Genomic DNA, 15,106 nt, shown 5'->3' with positions numbered 1-15,106 from the left:
GATGACTGCGACTTTGCTGCTGATCTTCGTTGCGGTTTTTCTGGGCACTTTCCCGCTCTTTTCCCTTTTCACGAGGGCGAGACACTCCTATCTGCTCAGGCACAGACTGAGAAAGATGGAGGGTGGTGCGACCAGAGGCACTGCAGAATCCGAGCATGTACTGTTGCCTGAACCGACAACTGCCGAGCGGGTTCTCGCGCGGCTTCCTCTAGCGGCGTTCTTCAAAAGACAGGTGGCGCTCTCTGGGGTGAATATCTCCACCCTCGGTTTTTTGCTTTTCACGGGCTCCATCTCGGCCTTGGGCTTCATCGTTCTCTTTGCCTGGAAAGAAAACGTCTTCCTTGCACTGCTGGCTGCTATGGCACTAGGGGCATTCCCCTTTGCCTATCTCAATTACCACAGGAAGAAGCGCCGTAGACTCTTCGCCGAACAACTGCCGGATGCAATGGTGATGATGGCGCGCTCACTGAGGGCGGGGCACTCGCTGGCCGCGGCGGTGGAACTGATCGGTCTTGAATTGCCGGAACCGATAGGCGGGTTGTTCAAGTTGGCCTACGAACAGCAGAAACTCGGCGTGCGAATAGCCGATTCCCTGATCTCGCTCCGCGAGAGAGTCGAAAGTCAGGACTTCAACTTTTTTTTGACCGTCACCAGGATAAACAGCGAGTCGGGAGGGAACCTTTCCGAGATTCTGGATAAGCTGGCCGAGACGCTAAGATCCCGGTTACAGATCCGCAGGCAGGTCGAGGTCATCACGGCCGAAGGGCGCATATCCGGATACGTGCTGGTCGCCCTGCCGGTGGTTATGTTTGCGGGCTTATATCTGCTTCGTCCGGGTTACCTGGACGTGTTTTTCACCCAACGGCTCTGCCAGCTTATTCTCGGTGCGGCGGTCCTGGGCCAGGTTGTCGGCTTTTTTATCATCAGGAAGATCGTGAACATATCCATCTAGGGGGGTACCTCATGCTAGCCCTGATCACCGCATCCATCTTCGCCAGTGTGACGGTACTGATCGGTGTGTTGCTATACCCTTTGCTGAGCAGGCAAGAGTCGGTGAGGCAACGGCTGACAAAACTAATGCCGCAGCAAGAGGAAGAAGCCCCCCCCCTGGTGCCCACGCCAACGAAATGGCAGAGGACCCTTTCGGAACTGGGTATCAAACAGCAGATTAGACCTGCCGATCTCCGTACCTACCGCGAGGCGGTCACAGCCGCTGGTTTCAAAAAAGAGGCCGTTTACGTCTTCCTGGGTGCCAAGCTGTTCTTGGCTTTTCTCCTGCCGGCCGGCTACCTTATGCTTTTCGCGCTGCCACGGGGGACCATGGCCAGCAGTATCTCCATTCTCGTGGCGACCGCTTGCGCCGTCGCAGGGTATCTTCTGCCTACCATTTGGCTTGATCGACGCGCTGGCGTCCGCAAAACCGCCATCTTCCATGCCCTTCCGGACGTACTAGATCTGCTCACCGTTTGCGTCGAGGCAGGGCTCGGTCTCGATGCCGCTATTATCAAGACGGCTGAAAATTTCCAGGAAAAGAACTGTCCTTTGATCGCGGAGTTCAACGCAGTCATCCTTGAAATACGTGCGGGACGACCCAGGTCCGAAGCTCTCAAAGGGCTCGCGGAGAGGACGACCCTGGACGACATCAAGGCGCTGGTCTCCATGCTGATCCAGACGGAAAAGCTCGGCACGAGTCTTGGAAAGACCCTGCGCATCTACTCCGACTCCCTGCGTACGAAGAGGAAGCAACTGGCAGAGGAGCGAGCAGCAAAGACGGCAGTAAAAATGTTGTTCCCGCTTACCTTTTGCGTGTTCCCCGCCTTCATGGTGGTCCTGCTGGTACCGGCTTTTTTCAGAATATTCCAAATGTTTAAACATTGATGAAGATTGGTCTCGGTAAGACGGAAAGGATTTGCCCTACACGTGCTGCAGGTAAGGACGGTCGTCGCGCCTCGGCGTTAAATGGCCGTCATTCTACACGGCAGATATTCGGGCCTTTGGCGTTTTCGGTCTGCCTCCATCTGATGATAATCGCAGCAGTGGCGGCGGAATGGCAGGCCAGGACCGAGGTGGTATGGGTTTGCACGCTTTTTGCCCCAGAGCCGGCGCCGGTCGATCCTGCGCCGCCGGAGCCTGCCGACCTGAAGGGTTCCACCAATTCTGGCAACGGGGAGGTAACGAAAAAGGTGGCGCCAAAGAAAGACCAACCCGACCAACTGGAGCAACCGGAACCGATGCCAATGGAGCCTGCTGCAACCCAGCTGGTCCAGCTAGGAGCAGCCAAGCCTGCAAACATTTCGTCCTCTCCGGTTATCCTACAGGAGCCTGCTGCCATTTCCGGTGCCGTACTCGCCCTCCCGATGATGCAATTTTCCTCTGCGCGGGTGCCTGAGCAGAGCCGACTGCCGAGAAGAGTAGCCGAAGCGCCGGTGCCGCCCGGCTCGACGCCTGTCCTGCCATTGCAACAGTTCCGCCGCGATGGTGAACCGTCTTCGATGAGGGGGGATCGTCCTCACCTTTCATCGGTGCAAACGGTGGCAAAATCACTCGAGACCGAGGCGGTCGTACCGAGCCAGGGAGCGGCCCGGGACTTTGATGATGCGGGCTATCCTCATCCTGAGCCCTTTTTACCTATGCCGAGCGGAGCCGCTACCAGCGGTGCTTCAGTCATCAAGGGCGACTCGAACCGTCCTCCCGGTAATCTGCAGTCGTCTTCAGCGGGTTTGCTGTCCACGGTGTCGCCAGATGGGCAGAAGCGGCGCCAAGTTACCGCAGCCGCAGTAACGCAGCCCCTTACTGCTCGGCAGACAGTTGCTGGTCCCCCCTCAACTGCATCAGAACCGATAAAACCGGAGATCGAAAAAACGGAAAACCCAACCGCGGAGATGCTACGACAAGCGCCTCCGATCTTCGAGGCGCGCTTAAAGGGTGATTTGGAATTATACGTAACCGGCAGTGACGTAGCTGCCAACCGGACCAAGGTCATGGTGCACTTCCGACCATACCCGAAGCGTCGCCACCACATCCCCATCAGCATGAGGGAAAGCAGAAAAATTAAGTCCATCATCCCGAAAATATCATTTACAGGCAAGGACACAATCCAGGCAGTCATAGAAGTTGCGTCTGACGGTATATATGAATTTCGCGGCTCAGAGGATACCGGTCCACAGGAAGCCAGATGCACCCTGACAATTCACGGCACGAGCAGCAGGCCGATTATCAAAGAAGTAGGGACCAGAAAAGTGGGCAAAGACAGTTATATTCTCAAAGTAATGATGCCGGAAGGAGTGCTCTGGGATGATGACACCAGTTTCAGCGGCACTATTAAGGATTCAGACGGGATCACAAAGTTCAATTCAGAAACGGGGTTGGTTTGGAAAGAATATTGAAATATACGCAGACACCGGTGGCGCTCGCCATGGCGGGCGGTACTGCACGCCTGGAACCCGCTTCCGGTGCTGGAGATCGCGGCGGGCATGCAGTGAGGGGGCAAATAATCATGTGCCGTGCAAACAAACGATCTATATCATCAGTGCTGCGGCACCAGCTTTATCTCAAGTTTACAATTAACAGCCGCAGCATATTTGCGAAGCATTTCCAGAGATGGAGAATGCCGGTGAGAACAAAGCGACGCTTCAACCCTTGCCAACGATGGCTGTGACACACCCATCTTGGCGGCAACCTGTTCCTGGGTAAGCCCCGCTGCTTTACGTGCTTTAAGCAGGACATCCAACGCGGCAAATTCATCTTCCAAGGCTTCCCATTCCTGCTTAAAAGTCGGATCTTGAAGCTCTTGCTCCAGCTTTTTCTTGGGATGATACGAAATCGGTTTATAGCTCATTACCAAATACCTCCTTCTGACGGGCAAGCGCTATGTCTAGTTCCCGTTTTGGTGTCTTGTCCGTCTTTTTGATGAAGCTATGGAGAATTATGATCTTTCTCCCCACCATGGTGCAGAAAAAGGCTCTACCGATTCCTTCTTCTGCTTTGGCGCGTATTTCAAAGAGGCCGTTTCCTAATGCCCGAGTATGCGGCATGCCCAAATTTGGCCCATATTCTTCCATACGTATGGTCAACGCCCGGAAAGGTGCGCGTAGCCCCACTGGCCAAGCATCAAGTTCAACCTCGACAGCTTCATCATAATATGAAAGTCGGAAAACCATGACCATTATAGCACCCATGTTATAAGATTTATAGATTTTATGTGCTCACTCCCCACCAGCAGCAAGACCCGCCTAGGACGCCACGGACGCTGCTAAGCCTGACCGCTCTCCCATTTGTAAAGAAAGCAGCTTGAGCTTGGGAGATCGAAACTGCCGAAGCGCCCGTCGGAACTCTTGAGCGCGGCGGCGTCACTTACCGAGTTACTCCCTTCAGGCGCAATATCGTTGGCGTTGTCGGCATCGGCTAGCTTGAGCCAGGTACCCCGCGCTCCCAACTCCAGATCCACGCTCACCGTGCGGTTCTCGAAGTTGAGCAGCACCACCATGGCGTCGTGTGCAAATTGGGTCGGCCATAGGCGCCACCCGAGAACCAAGCTCCCCCCGCCGTGGCGCCCATCCATCCAAGGTCCCAGTATCCAGGCGAACTGCCCCGTCTCGGCTGGGCTGTACCCCTCGATCTGCAGCGCGGGATAGCGCCGGCGCAGCCGGATCAGCCTGCTTGCCCACCGGAAGAACCCGTTGCTGCCAGGCCCATCGCTGGGCCAGTCGAAGCTCACGATGTTCCTGTCCCGCTCGACATTGAATTCGCCCCCCATGTAGAGCATCGGTATCCCCAGCGCCGTCATGGTGCAAAACAATCCCAGCCTCGCCTTGCGCTCTTTGGTTGCGGGCTGGTCCAGGGCGGGGTTGGTTTTGACCTCGTAACTCACGCTGCTTTCGTCATGGCTTTCGACGTAGTTGACCGCGTTGTTGGTGTGCGCGGCGTAGAGGGACTTGCTGAAGTAAAAGATGTCGGCGAGTTTGTCGGCGTTGTAGAAGTTGCTGTTGTCGAAAACCCCCTCGCGCAAAAGCGCCTTCATCTTGTCGTGGAACGGGTCGGACCACTGGGAGAAGCCGTCGTACCCCGAGCGGTTCAGGTCCTGCTGGTTCGGGAGGTTCTCGGCGATGAGAACGACGGACGGGCGGAAGGAGGTAAGCTCCCGTGCCAGGCGCAGCACGAAGCCATGGTCCATCCAGTCGGTATGGGTCGCATCGAAGCGGAATCCGTCCACGTGGTATTCGACCAGCATCAGCTTGCAGGCGTCGATCAGGAGGTTCTGCACGTCCTCTTTTTCGGTCGCGACCCTGTTGCCCCACCGCGTCTTGCCGCTGAAGTAAAGCCCTCCCTCCTCCGGGTTGAACTCCTCGTCCGGGTGCTCCAGGATCATTTTGTACAGGGGGTTGAAGTCGTTGCTGGTGTGGTTGAACACCTCGTCGAGGATGACGGCAATCCCCTTGCCGTGGGCGTTATCGACCAGCTGCCGCAGGTCGTCGCAGCTGCCGAAATCGCGCTCAACTGCGCAGAAAAGGGACGTGCTGTAGCCGAGAACCCGGGAGCCCTGCGGACCGGGGTACTCGGCAAGCGGCATCAGGGCCAATGCGGTGACGCCGAGATCGTTGAAGTAGCCTGCGTCGATCCGCTCGGTAATCCCCGCGAACTTCCCGGGATTAACGATCCCGTTGTCCCCCTCGGTGAAGCCGTACACGCTCATCTCGTACAGGATGAGCTTTGAGCGGTTGGGCGTGTGCCAGTTCTGATCGGTCCAGGCAAAGGTCCCGGCGTCGACTATCTTGCTGTTGTTCATGCCGTAGTCGGGGCCAAGCTCTCTGGCATAGGGGTCGGTGAAGTACTGCTGGAAGCGCCCCTTGTCGTCGCTTGACACGCCCCCCTGCACGCAGAACTTGTACTCGTCGCCGGGTTTTGCCTGCGGCAGTACCAAGAGCCAGGTGTTGGGGATGCCGAAGTACCCCCGGTACAGTTTTAGCTCGCAGAACTTTTCGGGAAGAGGCGTGTCGTGGCCGGGTCTTTGCCAGTCGTTGAAGCTGCCGAACACGAAGACGCGGCCGGCGTTCGGGTGGTAGAGACCGAAGAGCACGCCGCCGCCGGCAAGGGTAGTGGCGCCCAATCCCGACAGGGAGCCTGAATCGGGCAGGTAGATTCCTTTGGCGGGGGTCAGGGTTTTGAGGAAATTTGCTGCCGAGTCGGCTTCCGGAACCGCCGGCAAGGTGGGATAGACAAACGCTTTGTCCCCCCGGCACCAGATCTCCGTCATCACCTGGGCCTCGGGCAACCCCTTGAGTGGCCTGAAGCGCCGGTCCAGGCCAGGGCCTTCCCATGCGCCGGTGGTGCCGGGGCCGTTTTTGAATTTGAAGGAAAAGTCTGATCGCTTGACGTCGACATCGAACACAGAGCCAAAGCTGTCCGTTCCGGTGGCCTTGAAGTCATCCGCGGCAGCCGCCCCAGCATACCAGACCCACAGGTAAGGATCAGAGAAGCCACCCGAATTGTCATAGTGGATGCTGACGTGTATTCCCATACATCCTCCTTTCGCGTTTGAACTCTCCTTTGCTCATCCTCCCACGTAAGATACTGAAGTTTCGTTAGAACTATATGTCAGCAGGTCGGCAAGTCAACTCTGCGGACAGGCAAGACAGCTTAAGGTATTTTTTTGTTTTCTCTATGGCTGTAACGTAGCGATCTGATCAGAACCATCGCTCGAAAAGAGCCAACAACGCTGCCAATCGACTAGTTCCACACCGTTCGTTGCAACACCTCGTCCTGCTTTCCATCCTTCCTGCTAAAGACTGACTACCCCTCTCATCAAAATCTACGATATCTCCCCTCACCCGCCCTCCCCCACAGGGAGGAAGTTTATTTGCCTGGCTCCCAAGCTTCAGCTTGGTAACGAGAGAATGAGAACAATAGCTGCAAAAATGTATTACAAATATTTTCAGCGATTTGTATACCTTACGATGTGCACCAAACAGTCTTCTTACTGTATTTCAGTTTTTGTATTACATTTTGTAGTCTCACATCTAATACATTTTGTAGTCTACAAGCATGAATATTTATGAATTGCAATTTTATAAGCATTTTTTTCTTCACTTTATTAGTTGAAAACCGAAGAAGCGTCTACAACAACGAAACACATACTTCGAAATGTCATAAAATGTAATACAAAACTGGATCAGCCGGTGCTCAAGACAGAAGCATAATAAATTCGATTTCCTCGGGTCATCCGATCTTCAATTAACAATCAAAGGATAGGGAGTGCATGAAAAATCTAAACGTAGCTAAGAGAATCATGTTCGGCTTCGCTGCCGCAGGGATGCTGTGCTGCTTGGGTTGCTATGCGGCACTGCACAGTTCGGCAGCCGTAGCGGCGGGCGCCTGCGCGGCGGCGCTTTTGGCCATCGTCGCGCTGGGTACATACCTGGCGCGCAGCGTCGCAGGGGAGATGGTGTCGTTGCAGCGGCAGGGCGCAGAGACGCAGGCGGAGATGGAGCGGCAGGCCTTGGAGACGCGGGCCGAGATGCAGCGGCAGGTCTCGGAAACGCAGGCGGAGGTGGAGCGGCTCACGGAAAGAAACGACTGGTTCCGCGCCATCATCGATGCGGTCCCCTTTCCGGTGCACGTGACCGACAACGACTTGAACTGGACCTTCATGAACAAGCCGTTCGAGAAGCTCCTGGTCCGCGAGGGGCGCATCAGGGACCGCGACTCCGCAGTGGGCCTTGCCTGCAGCAACGCCGCCGCCAATATCTGCAACTCGGAAGGGTGCGGCATCAAGCAGCTGCACAAGGGGGTGGCGGAGAGCTACTTCGACTGGTGCGGCTCTGGGTGCAAGCAGGACACTTCCTACCTCATGAACAGCAAGGGGGAGAAGATCGGCTACGTCGAGGTGGTCACCGACCTGACCGCCATGATCAGGAACCGCGACTACAGCAAGGCCGAGGTGGAGCGGATGGCGGGGAACCTCACCAAGCTGGCCCTGGGGAACCTCGACCTCGACCTCAAGGTGGCGGAGGCCGATGAGCACACGGCGCAGGCGCGTGAGGACTTCCAGAAGATCAACGACAGCCTGACCAGCGTGAAGGACGCGGTGGGCGCCATGATCGAGGACACGGAGAAGCTGGTGAGCGCCGCCCTCGCCGGGGAGTTCCAGACCCGTGCCGACGCCTCCAGGCATCGCGGGGAGTACCGCGCCATCGTCGACGGCGTGAACAAAACACTCGACATGGTAGTGGACAAAAACGACTGGTACGAAGCGATCATCGATGCGGTCCCCTTCCCCATCCACGTCACGGACAACGACATGAACTGGACCTTCCTCAATAAACCGTTCGAGGCGCTGCTGGTTAAAGAAGGGCGCATCAGAGACAGGGTGACCGCGCTGGGGCTTCCCTGCAGCAACGCCGCCGCCAACATCTGCAACTCGGAAGGGTGCGGCATCAAGCAACTGCACCGCGGGGTAAGCGAGAGCTATTTCGACTGGTGCGGCTCCGGATGCAAGCAGGACACCTCCTACCTCTTGAACCGCAAGGGGGAAAAGCTCGGCTACGTCGAGGTGGTCCAGGACCTGACCGCCATCATCAGGAACCGCGACTACACGAAGAGCGAGATCGAGCGCATGGCCGTCAACCTGCAGCTCCTGGCCCAGGGGGATCTGGACCTGAACTTCGCCATCGGGCAGCCGGACCAGCACACGAAAGAGTCGCACGCCGACTTCCTGCGTATCGACGACAGCCTGAAGAGCGTGAAGCAGGCGATGGACCGCATCATCTCCATAACCAAGGAGATCGCGGACGGGAACCTCACCGTCGAGGTGACGCCGCGCTCCGAGAAGGACGAACTGCTGAAGGATCTGGCGGGTATGGTGGGGAAACTTTCCGAGGTGGTGCTGGACGTAAAGGTGGCGGCAGACAACGTAACCCTGGGGAGCAAGGAGTTGGCGCAAAACGCGGAGAATACCTCGCAGGGCGCAACTGAGCAGGCGGCTTCGGCCGAAGAGGCCTCAAGCTCCATGGAGCAGATGAGCGCCAACATCAGACAGACCTCCGACAACGCTTCGCAGACGGAGAAGATCGCTGTGAAATCGGCAGCGGACGCCCAGGAGGGGGGCAAAGCGGTGGCCGAGACGCTTGCCGCGATGAAGGAAATCGCAGGGAAGATCTCCATCGTCGAGGAGATCGCGCGGCAGACCAACATGCTGGCTCTCAACGCGGCCATAGAGGCGGCGCGCGCCGGCGAGCACGGCAAGGGGTTCGCGGTGGTCGCGGCCGAGGTGAGAAAGCTTGCCGAGCGGAGCCAGAAGGCGGCGGGCGAGATCTCGACCCTGTCCACCTCAAGTGTGGAGATAGCGGAAAAAGCCGGTCACCTTTTGGGCGAGATCCTTCCCAACATCCAGCGGACGGCGGAACTGGTCCAGGAGATCAGCGCCGCGAGCAGGGAGCAGGACGGCGGCGCGCAGCAGATCAACCAGGCGATCCAGCAGCTGGACCAGGTGATTCAGAAAAACGCCGCGGTGGCCGAGGAGATGGCCTCTACCGCGGAACAACTCTCCTCGCAGGCTGGGCAGTTGCAGGGGACCATCTCCTTTTTCCGGGTGAACGGCGCGGCTCACGAAGGGGAGTACAGCGGCAAACGGAGCGCAGCCCACTCATCTTTGACCTACTCCGGATCCGCGGCCAAGGCGGCCGCCAGCAGGGGGCAGAAACGCGCGGCGGCGATAGAGACCGGCATAGCGATCAAGCTCGACCAAGACGCCTTCGAGCGGTTCTAATCCTCAACAAAAAGGGCCGCCTCTCCCGTAATGGGTGGAGGCGGCCTTCTTCGTTTCTCCATCTCGTCAGCTCTCGTCCCCAAGGCCCATCTTTTGAATTAACCCTGGCGCCGGAGCCTCCTCCGCGAGTTTCACGTACGTCGCGAAAGCCGGGTCCAGCTCGTCATGCAACTGCATCGACAGCGTCAAAACAGGCTCAGCATCATCTTGGTTCCCATCACGAGCAGGAGCAGCGCGAAGAACTTCTTCAGCAGGTCGATGGGAAGGGAGTGGGCAAGCTTGGCGCCCAGGGGCGCAGTTATGATGCTGGCCGCGGAAATACCCGCCAAGGCGGGGAGATACACGAAGCCGAGGCTGTATTGAGGGAGGTCCGCGGACCAGCCGTTGACCAGGTACCCGGCCGCCCCGGCCAGGGCAATGGGAAAGCCGACCGCCGAAGAGGTGCCGATGGCACGGGGGATGGCTACGTTGCACCAGACCAGGAAAGGAACGGTCATGGTACCGCCGCCGATGCCGACCAGGCTGGAAACGCCGCCGATGATGCCGCCGACGCCGGACATGGCCGCCAGTCCAGGGAGCTGGCGCTGCGCTTTGGGCTTGATGTTGAGCAGCATCTGCGCGGCGACGTAGTACAGGAAGACGACGAAGAAGCCCTTGAGGAAACGGGTGGAAAGTTGGGAGGCGACCCAGGAACCGGCGAAGGTGCCGACCAGGATGCCGGCGCTGATGCGCCGCACCACCGTCCACTCGACGGCGCCCCGGCGGTGATGGGCCCTAAGGCTGGAGACCGAGGTGAACATGATGCTGGCAAGCGAGGTGCCCAGGGCCAGGTGCAGGATGTGCGCCTCAGGCAGGTGCTGCGCGGTGAAGATGAAGGTAAGGACCGGTACGATCACCAGGCCGCCGCCCACTCCGAGGAGGCCGGCCAAAACCCCGGCAAAAGCCCCCAGGGCGACATACGAAAGCCAGATAGTCATTAGCATTCTCACGGTACCAGTTTTGGCAAGGCATCATACGCGGGACCGTGCGGTTTTTCAAACAGCAAATAAAAAGGCGGAGTGAAAAAGACAGAAATAATGACTTAGGAAGGGACGTAATGGATCAGTCCGCTTTGGAGAGGACATGATCTCGTTCCCAAGGTCCACCTTGGGAACGCAAGGCCTGCCGAAGCTCAAGGTTCCATTAGATGCAAAGCTGGAGCTTTGCACGCATTGGGTTCCCAAGCTGGAGCTTGGGAACCAGACTAAAGCCAAGACCTTGGCTGGGGCACCGCCCTCACCCCCGCCCCTCCCAAAGGGCGAGGGGAGACAGGCGCCACAAACCTCGGAATTCCATACCAGTTCAATCCCCCCGCACAAACCGCTGCCCGGCGAGGGTGAGGAAGAAGCCGCTCAATCCGGCCAAAAGCCACACCGGTTCGACTAAAAGCATTAGCATCACTCCGTCTAGAAGCGAAATCCCGGCTAGAAGCAGGGGCATGGCGGGGAAAGGCAACGGCGTCTCCCTGTTGTTGTCGTAGCGCGCGAAAACGCTCAGGGCGACGACGTAGAAGAACTGCGCGCCCCCGGCAAGCAGCACCGCCTCGGCCACTTTCCCGGCGAGGGCGAAGCCAACAACGACGAAGACCAGGAAACGGCAGCCGGCCATGAGCAGCACGCTGAAGGGGTTCTCTTTGTGATGGTGGTCGTAGGCGATAATCACCGCGAGCAGGCAGAGTGCGGCAAGGCCTCCGCGCAGGTCGGGGGCGAAGACGAGGGCGCCTAAACCGGCACAGGACAAAGCCACCGTCAGTATGAGCGCCGCGCGCTCGGAAACGTCGCCCCGGGGAATGGGGCGGCTGGGGCGGAACATCCGGTCGTATTCGCAGTCGCACAGATCGTTCAGCACCATCCCGGCGAGGTAGAAACAGGATAAGGAAAAGGCCAGCAGGAGCAACAGGCGGCAGGAGAGCGGCGCGCCGCTTAAAAGGCTTGCAACAAGAACATTGGTCCATACGGTGGGGAGGTTGCTCACTCGGCAAAGGTTAAGGTACGCCCTGAACCTGGAGCGACGCGGCAGCACTGCGGCGCCGGCTGCAGAGGGGTCTTCGGCCATGTTAGTCCGCCTCCAGATGGCGCAGCAGCAGATTGTAGACTTCGGTCGCGTCCACGCTCCCCGCATCGAGGAGCTTCGGTTCCGTGGTCATGAAGATGGGGCCGGCGGCGGGATCGTCGGTGACCCGGCCGTGGGAGCCTCGCACCAGTGAGGCATCAAGCGGTATCACGTCCATCAGGTAGCGGAAACCTAGAAGCTTCTTTGCCAGCGTCGCCGCGATCTTCACTTTGGGAAGCCTGATGGTGGGATCGAGGAAGAGCTCGCACGGGTCATAGCCGGGCTTCGCGTGAATGTTGACGGTGCGGGCGTAGTCGGGAGCTCTCGCGTCGTCGAGCCACCAGTAGTAGGTGAACCAGCTCTTCGCATCGGAGACGAGCACCAGTTCCCCCGAGCGCTCGTGATCAAGGCCCGCCCTCTTCTTCCCCTCCCCGTCCAGCACCTCTTCTACGCCGGGGACTCCCTGAAAGAGGGCGCGCACCGCCGGGAGGTCGTTCGGGTCGCGGACGTAGACGTGTGCCACCTGGTGGTCGGCAACGGCGAAGGCGCGGCTGGTACCGGGATCCAGGTATTCCCGCCCCCGGTCGACCTTGAGCGACAAGAGCCCCGCTTCGCGCAGCACCCGGTTCGGGTGCACCGGGCGCTCCACATCCGTGATGCCGTATTCGGAGAGCACCACCACCCGGCAACCGCGCCCGCGAAAGAAGTCGAGCAACTGCCCGCAGAGAAGGTCGACCTTTGCCAGCTCGGCGGAGATATCCCCCCCGGGCCCCAGCTTCTGCAGGCAGTAGTCGAGGTGCGGCAGGTAGACGAGCTGCAGGGTCGGGCGATAGGTTTCCTCGATGGACATGGCGGCCTTGCCGATCCAGTCGCTGGAGACGATGGAGGTGGCAGGCCCCCAGAACTGGAACAGTGGGAACTGGCCGAACTCGGAGTTGAAGCGGTGGCGAAGGTCAGCGGGGATGCTGTAGCAATCGGGGAGTTTCCTGCCGTCGGCGAGGTATAAGGGGCGCGGGGTGATCGCGTAATCGACGTCGGTCACCATGTTGTACCACCAGAAGGTGTTGGCGCAGCTAAAGGAGGGATCGCGTCTTTTCGCCTCGTGCCAGATCTTCTCCCCCTGGACCAGACGGTTCGACTGGCGCCAGAAGAAGACCTCCCCCAGATCGCGGAAGTACCAGCCGTTGCCGACGATGCCGTGCCCGGCAGGGAGCTTTCCGGTCAGGTAGGTGGATTGCACCGAGCAGGTGACGGCAGGCGTTATGCTTTTTATATCGGCGCTTGCAGCGAGAAGCTCCCGCAGGCGCGGCGTGCCGTCGCCAATGAGCGCCCGGGTAAGCCCTACTACGTTAAGGACGACAGTCCGTTGCATTGACGCTCCCCTGCAACCATTGGATCTCCCGGATGATGGACGAGGAGAGATCCTCCGACCGCAGCTGCGGCGGCAGCACCCCCCAGCTGTAGGTCTCGACTTCCAGCAGCACATCCCGGTCCAGAAGCGGCAATAGCTTCTCCGCAAAGCCGCGGGTGGTGCCGAGGGCCCCTGCTTCCTGCAGGAATACCGGCACATGGAAATGACAGCGCCACTCGTCCCCACCCTCCCCTCGGTGCTGCTCTAAGGCGGCGGGGAGGTCGTTGTAGCGGATAAGCGTGCCGTCCTTGCCGCGGATCACCACCTGGTGCAGATAGCACGGCTCGGCGAAGGAAGAAAGCGCAGCGCGGTCGCCATGCCCAGCGGAAAGCGCCGAGGAAACCTGCACCTTCCCCAGACGGATGCCGCTGTCCGCCAGAAGCGACAGGGCAGATTCCGGCTCCTCGAACTGCTGCGCCAGATGACAGCAGTCAAGGCAGATCCCGACCCGCTCCCTAAGCCGTGCGGGAAGATCCATCTCCTCCACGAAACGCACCAGATCGGCCGTCGTCTCCAGAACGCAAGCGGGCTCCGGTTCCAGGGCGAGGACGATGTCGACCCCCATCTCCTCCTTCAGGCAGTCCAGGTGCGTGAGGACCTGCAGCACCCGGGTCCGGTACTCGGCGGGGGAGAGGCTCGCCTTGAATCCGATGGGGACTGTGGAGATGGAGCCGGTCATCCCCGCGGGGAGCCACTCGGCCAGGAGGTCGGCGAGAAGGTTCGTGTACTCGGCCCGCTCCCGGCTGTGCCAGTCGGGGAGATAGACCTTGTGTTTCACCGCCTCCCCGTGGAAGGCGCCGTATACGAAGCCGTTGATGGTGGGGACGTAACACCCCTCCTGGCGCAGCCAGCTCGCGAAGGAGGCGCGCCCCGCGGCGAGGAGTTCCCTGGCGGCGCGGGCCGACAGGCGCAGCCCGATGGGAAAGCGTGCATCTGGGGAGACGGCCTGTTTAACCTTTGGAACATGCTCCTGCAAGGCCCTGAAGGTCTCCTCCCAGGATTCGCCCGGATGGATGTTGCTGCAGTAGGTGATGATACGGGAGTTCATGTCGAGCCCTCCTGGTTACGGGGAGAGGTGGATGAGCACGGTCACCGGCGTCCCAACGGGGGGGACGGCGCTCTCCCTCGCGTACCATATCTCGTCGTTCGCCCCTTCCGGGGAGCTGTTGTCTATCATGGCCACCGGGTCGTGGTACAAAGCGGCGATGGAACCGTCGCTTTGGGCGGCGAAGACACCCTCCCTCACCATGGACCCGGTGAAGATCCACTTCAGCTTCGGGACGTCCCTGTGCTCCCCGGCCAAAAGGAGCATCATCCACTGTTCGGTCTGCACCCTCTTCCCGTCGGAAAGCTCAAGCGACAGCTCCACCGTCTCGCCGTCCGGGGTCTCGGCCGCCCCCTGGGCCGACAGCGGCCTGCGCCCCCCTTCGAGGCCTAGCAGCAGACAGGCCAGCTGCAGGTGGTAGGGCTGGACCCTGGTGCGCAACAGGCTCTCGTGGGTCTTGCCGCCGCTTTTCACTAGCAGGTACTCCAAAAGCCCCTGCTTCATGTTCACTTCGGCAGGAAAGGAGATGCTCCTGGCGGCCTTGTCGATCAGGATCTCCCCCAGCCGGTACTTCCCCGGCGCCACCTTTTGCATGGCAGGAACGGCGTAATCGCGGGAAATTTCGCCCGGGGGAGCCAGCAGCGGCGCCTGGTTTTCGGGAACGGGGGGCGCCGGGATGGGCTGAGGCGCCTGCGCCCCGGGCGCGGCAGCGGGCAATAAAGTCGACATGGCAAAAGCGAGGGTGGCTGCGGCTAACAGTCTTCTTGCAGAGCGCATGGTTTCGTCCCTATCTGGC

Annotated in this window: 12 protein-coding genes; 4 read left to right on the top strand and 8 right to left on the bottom strand. The window is 59.6% G+C overall.

Going from position 1 to position 15,106, the window contains the following annotated elements:
* Nucleotide 1 precedes the first annotated feature (1 nt).
* The 3 genes from GBEM_RS09195 to GBEM_RS09185 are packed head-to-tail and all read left to right on the top strand — an operon-like array spanning nucleotide 2 to nucleotide 3,386.
* Entirely contained in the window at nucleotides 2-952 is a 951-nt protein-coding gene (locus GBEM_RS09195; protein ID WP_012530266.1) for a type II secretion system F family protein, read from the top strand.
* 11 nt (nucleotides 953-963) lie between these two features.
* Entirely contained in the window at nucleotides 964-1,878 is a 915-nt protein-coding gene (locus GBEM_RS09190; RefSeq protein ID WP_012530265.1) for a type II secretion system F family protein, read from the top strand.
* Complete coding sequence (locus tag GBEM_RS09185; RefSeq protein ID WP_012530264.1) at nucleotides 1,878-3,386, top strand: hypothetical protein; 1,509 nt, start codon at nucleotides 1,878-1,880, stop codon at nucleotides 3,384-3,386. Before GBEM_RS09190 ends, GBEM_RS09185 begins: the two co-directional genes overlap by 1 nt.
* 140 nt (nucleotides 3,387-3,526) lie before the next feature.
* Here GBEM_RS09185 and GBEM_RS09180 read toward each other — a convergent pair whose 3' ends face one another.
* The 3 genes from GBEM_RS09180 to GBEM_RS09170 form a co-directional block, all read right to left on the bottom strand.
* Complete coding sequence (locus GBEM_RS09180; protein ID WP_012530263.1) at nucleotides 3,527-3,838, bottom strand: helix-turn-helix domain-containing protein; 312 nt, start codon at nucleotides 3,836-3,838, stop codon at nucleotides 3,527-3,529.
* Entirely contained in the window at nucleotides 3,828-4,166 is a 339-nt protein-coding gene (locus tag GBEM_RS09175; protein WP_012530262.1) for a type II toxin-antitoxin system RelE/ParE family toxin, read from the bottom strand. Before GBEM_RS09175 ends, GBEM_RS09180 begins: the two co-directional genes overlap by 11 nt.
* An 86-nt stretch (nucleotides 4,167-4,252) precedes the next feature.
* Entirely contained in the window at nucleotides 4,253-6,517 is a 2,265-nt protein-coding gene (locus tag GBEM_RS09170) for an alpha-amylase family glycosyl hydrolase (RefSeq protein WP_012530261.1), read from the bottom strand.
* A gap of 996 nt (nucleotides 6,518-7,513) precedes the next feature.
* Here GBEM_RS09170 and GBEM_RS09165 point away from each other — a divergent pair.
* A complete protein-coding gene (locus tag GBEM_RS09165) occupies nucleotides 7,514-9,763 on the top strand; it encodes a methyl-accepting chemotaxis protein (protein WP_449727602.1) in 2,250 nt (749 codons plus the stop codon).
* Between the two features lie 185 nt (nucleotides 9,764-9,948).
* Here GBEM_RS09165 and GBEM_RS09160 read toward each other — a convergent pair whose 3' ends face one another.
* From GBEM_RS09160 to GBEM_RS09140, 5 genes are all read right to left on the bottom strand, one after another.
* Nucleotides 9,949-10,740 (bottom strand): sulfite exporter TauE/SafE family protein, encoded by a 792-nt coding sequence (locus GBEM_RS09160; RefSeq protein ID WP_012530259.1) that lies wholly within the window; start codon nucleotides 10,738-10,740, stop codon nucleotides 9,949-9,951.
* Between the two features lie 364 nt (nucleotides 10,741-11,104).
* Nucleotides 11,105-11,857, bottom strand: a complete 753-nt coding sequence (locus tag GBEM_RS09155; RefSeq protein WP_012530258.1) for a UbiA family prenyltransferase — start codon at nucleotides 11,855-11,857, stop codon at nucleotides 11,105-11,107.
* A 1-nt stretch (nucleotide 11,858) separates the two neighbouring features.
* On the bottom strand, nucleotides 11,859-13,226 hold the full coding sequence (locus tag GBEM_RS09150) for an alkaline phosphatase family protein (RefSeq protein WP_012530257.1): 1,368 nt from the start codon (nucleotides 13,224-13,226) through the stop codon (nucleotides 11,859-11,861).
* Entirely contained in the window at nucleotides 13,204-14,313 is a 1,110-nt protein-coding gene (gene eboE, locus GBEM_RS09145; protein WP_012530256.1) for a metabolite traffic protein EboE, read from the bottom strand. Before eboE ends, GBEM_RS09150 begins: the two co-directional genes overlap by 23 nt.
* 15 nt (nucleotides 14,314-14,328) lie before the next feature.
* Complete coding sequence (locus GBEM_RS09140) at nucleotides 14,329-15,087, bottom strand: YdjY domain-containing protein (RefSeq protein WP_012530255.1); 759 nt, start codon at nucleotides 15,085-15,087, stop codon at nucleotides 14,329-14,331.
* Nucleotides 15,088-15,106: the final 19 nt, after the last annotated feature.

This window comes from Citrifermentans bemidjiense Bem, from assembly GCF_000020725.1.
Lineage (GTDB): Bacteria > Desulfobacterota > Desulfuromonadia > Geobacterales > Geobacteraceae > Geomonas > Geomonas bemidjiensis.
Note: the sequence above shows the minus strand (reverse complement) of the source record. Positions and strands in the feature narration are given on the sequence as shown.

What these genes read in the sequence shown, in the direction of transcription:
- GBEM_RS09195 (WP_012530266.1), top strand. Translation starts at nt 2, where the DNA reads ATGACTGCGACTTTGCTGCTGATCTTCGTTGCGGTTTTTCTGGGCACT.
- GBEM_RS09190 (WP_012530265.1), top strand. Translation starts at nt 964, where the DNA reads ATGCTAGCCCTGATCACCGCATCCATCTTCGCCAGTGTGACGGTACTG.
- GBEM_RS09185 (WP_012530264.1), top strand. Translation starts at nt 1,878, where the DNA reads ATGAAGATTGGTCTCGGTAAGACGGAAAGGATTTGCCCTACACGTGCT.
- GBEM_RS09180 (WP_012530263.1), bottom strand. Translation starts at nt 3,838, where the DNA reads ATGAGCTATAAACCGATTTCGTATCATCCCAAGAAAAAGCTGGAGCAA.
- GBEM_RS09175 (WP_012530262.1), bottom strand. Translation starts at nt 4,166, where the DNA reads ATGGTCATGGTTTTCCGACTTTCATATTATGATGAAGCTGTCGAGGTT.
- GBEM_RS09170 (WP_012530261.1), bottom strand. Translation starts at nt 6,517, where the DNA reads ATGGGAATACACGTCAGCATCCACTATGACAATTCGGGTGGCTTCTCT.
- GBEM_RS09165 (WP_449727602.1), top strand. Translation starts at nt 7,514, where the DNA reads ATGCAGCGGCAGGTCTCGGAAACGCAGGCGGAGGTGGAGCGGCTCACG.
- GBEM_RS09160 (WP_012530259.1), bottom strand. Translation starts at nt 10,740, where the DNA reads ATGACTATCTGGCTTTCGTATGTCGCCCTGGGGGCTTTTGCCGGGGTT.
- GBEM_RS09155 (WP_012530258.1), bottom strand. Translation starts at nt 11,857, where the DNA reads ATGGCCGAAGACCCCTCTGCAGCCGGCGCCGCAGTGCTGCCGCGTCGC.
- GBEM_RS09150 (WP_012530257.1), bottom strand. Translation starts at nt 13,226, where the DNA reads ATGCAACGGACTGTCGTCCTTAACGTAGTAGGGCTTACCCGGGCGCTC.
- eboE (WP_012530256.1), bottom strand. Translation starts at nt 14,313, where the DNA reads ATGAACTCCCGTATCATCACCTACTGCAGCAACATCCATCCGGGCGAA.
- GBEM_RS09140 (WP_012530255.1), bottom strand. Translation starts at nt 15,087, where the DNA reads ATGCGCTCTGCAAGAAGACTGTTAGCCGCAGCCACCCTCGCTTTTGCC.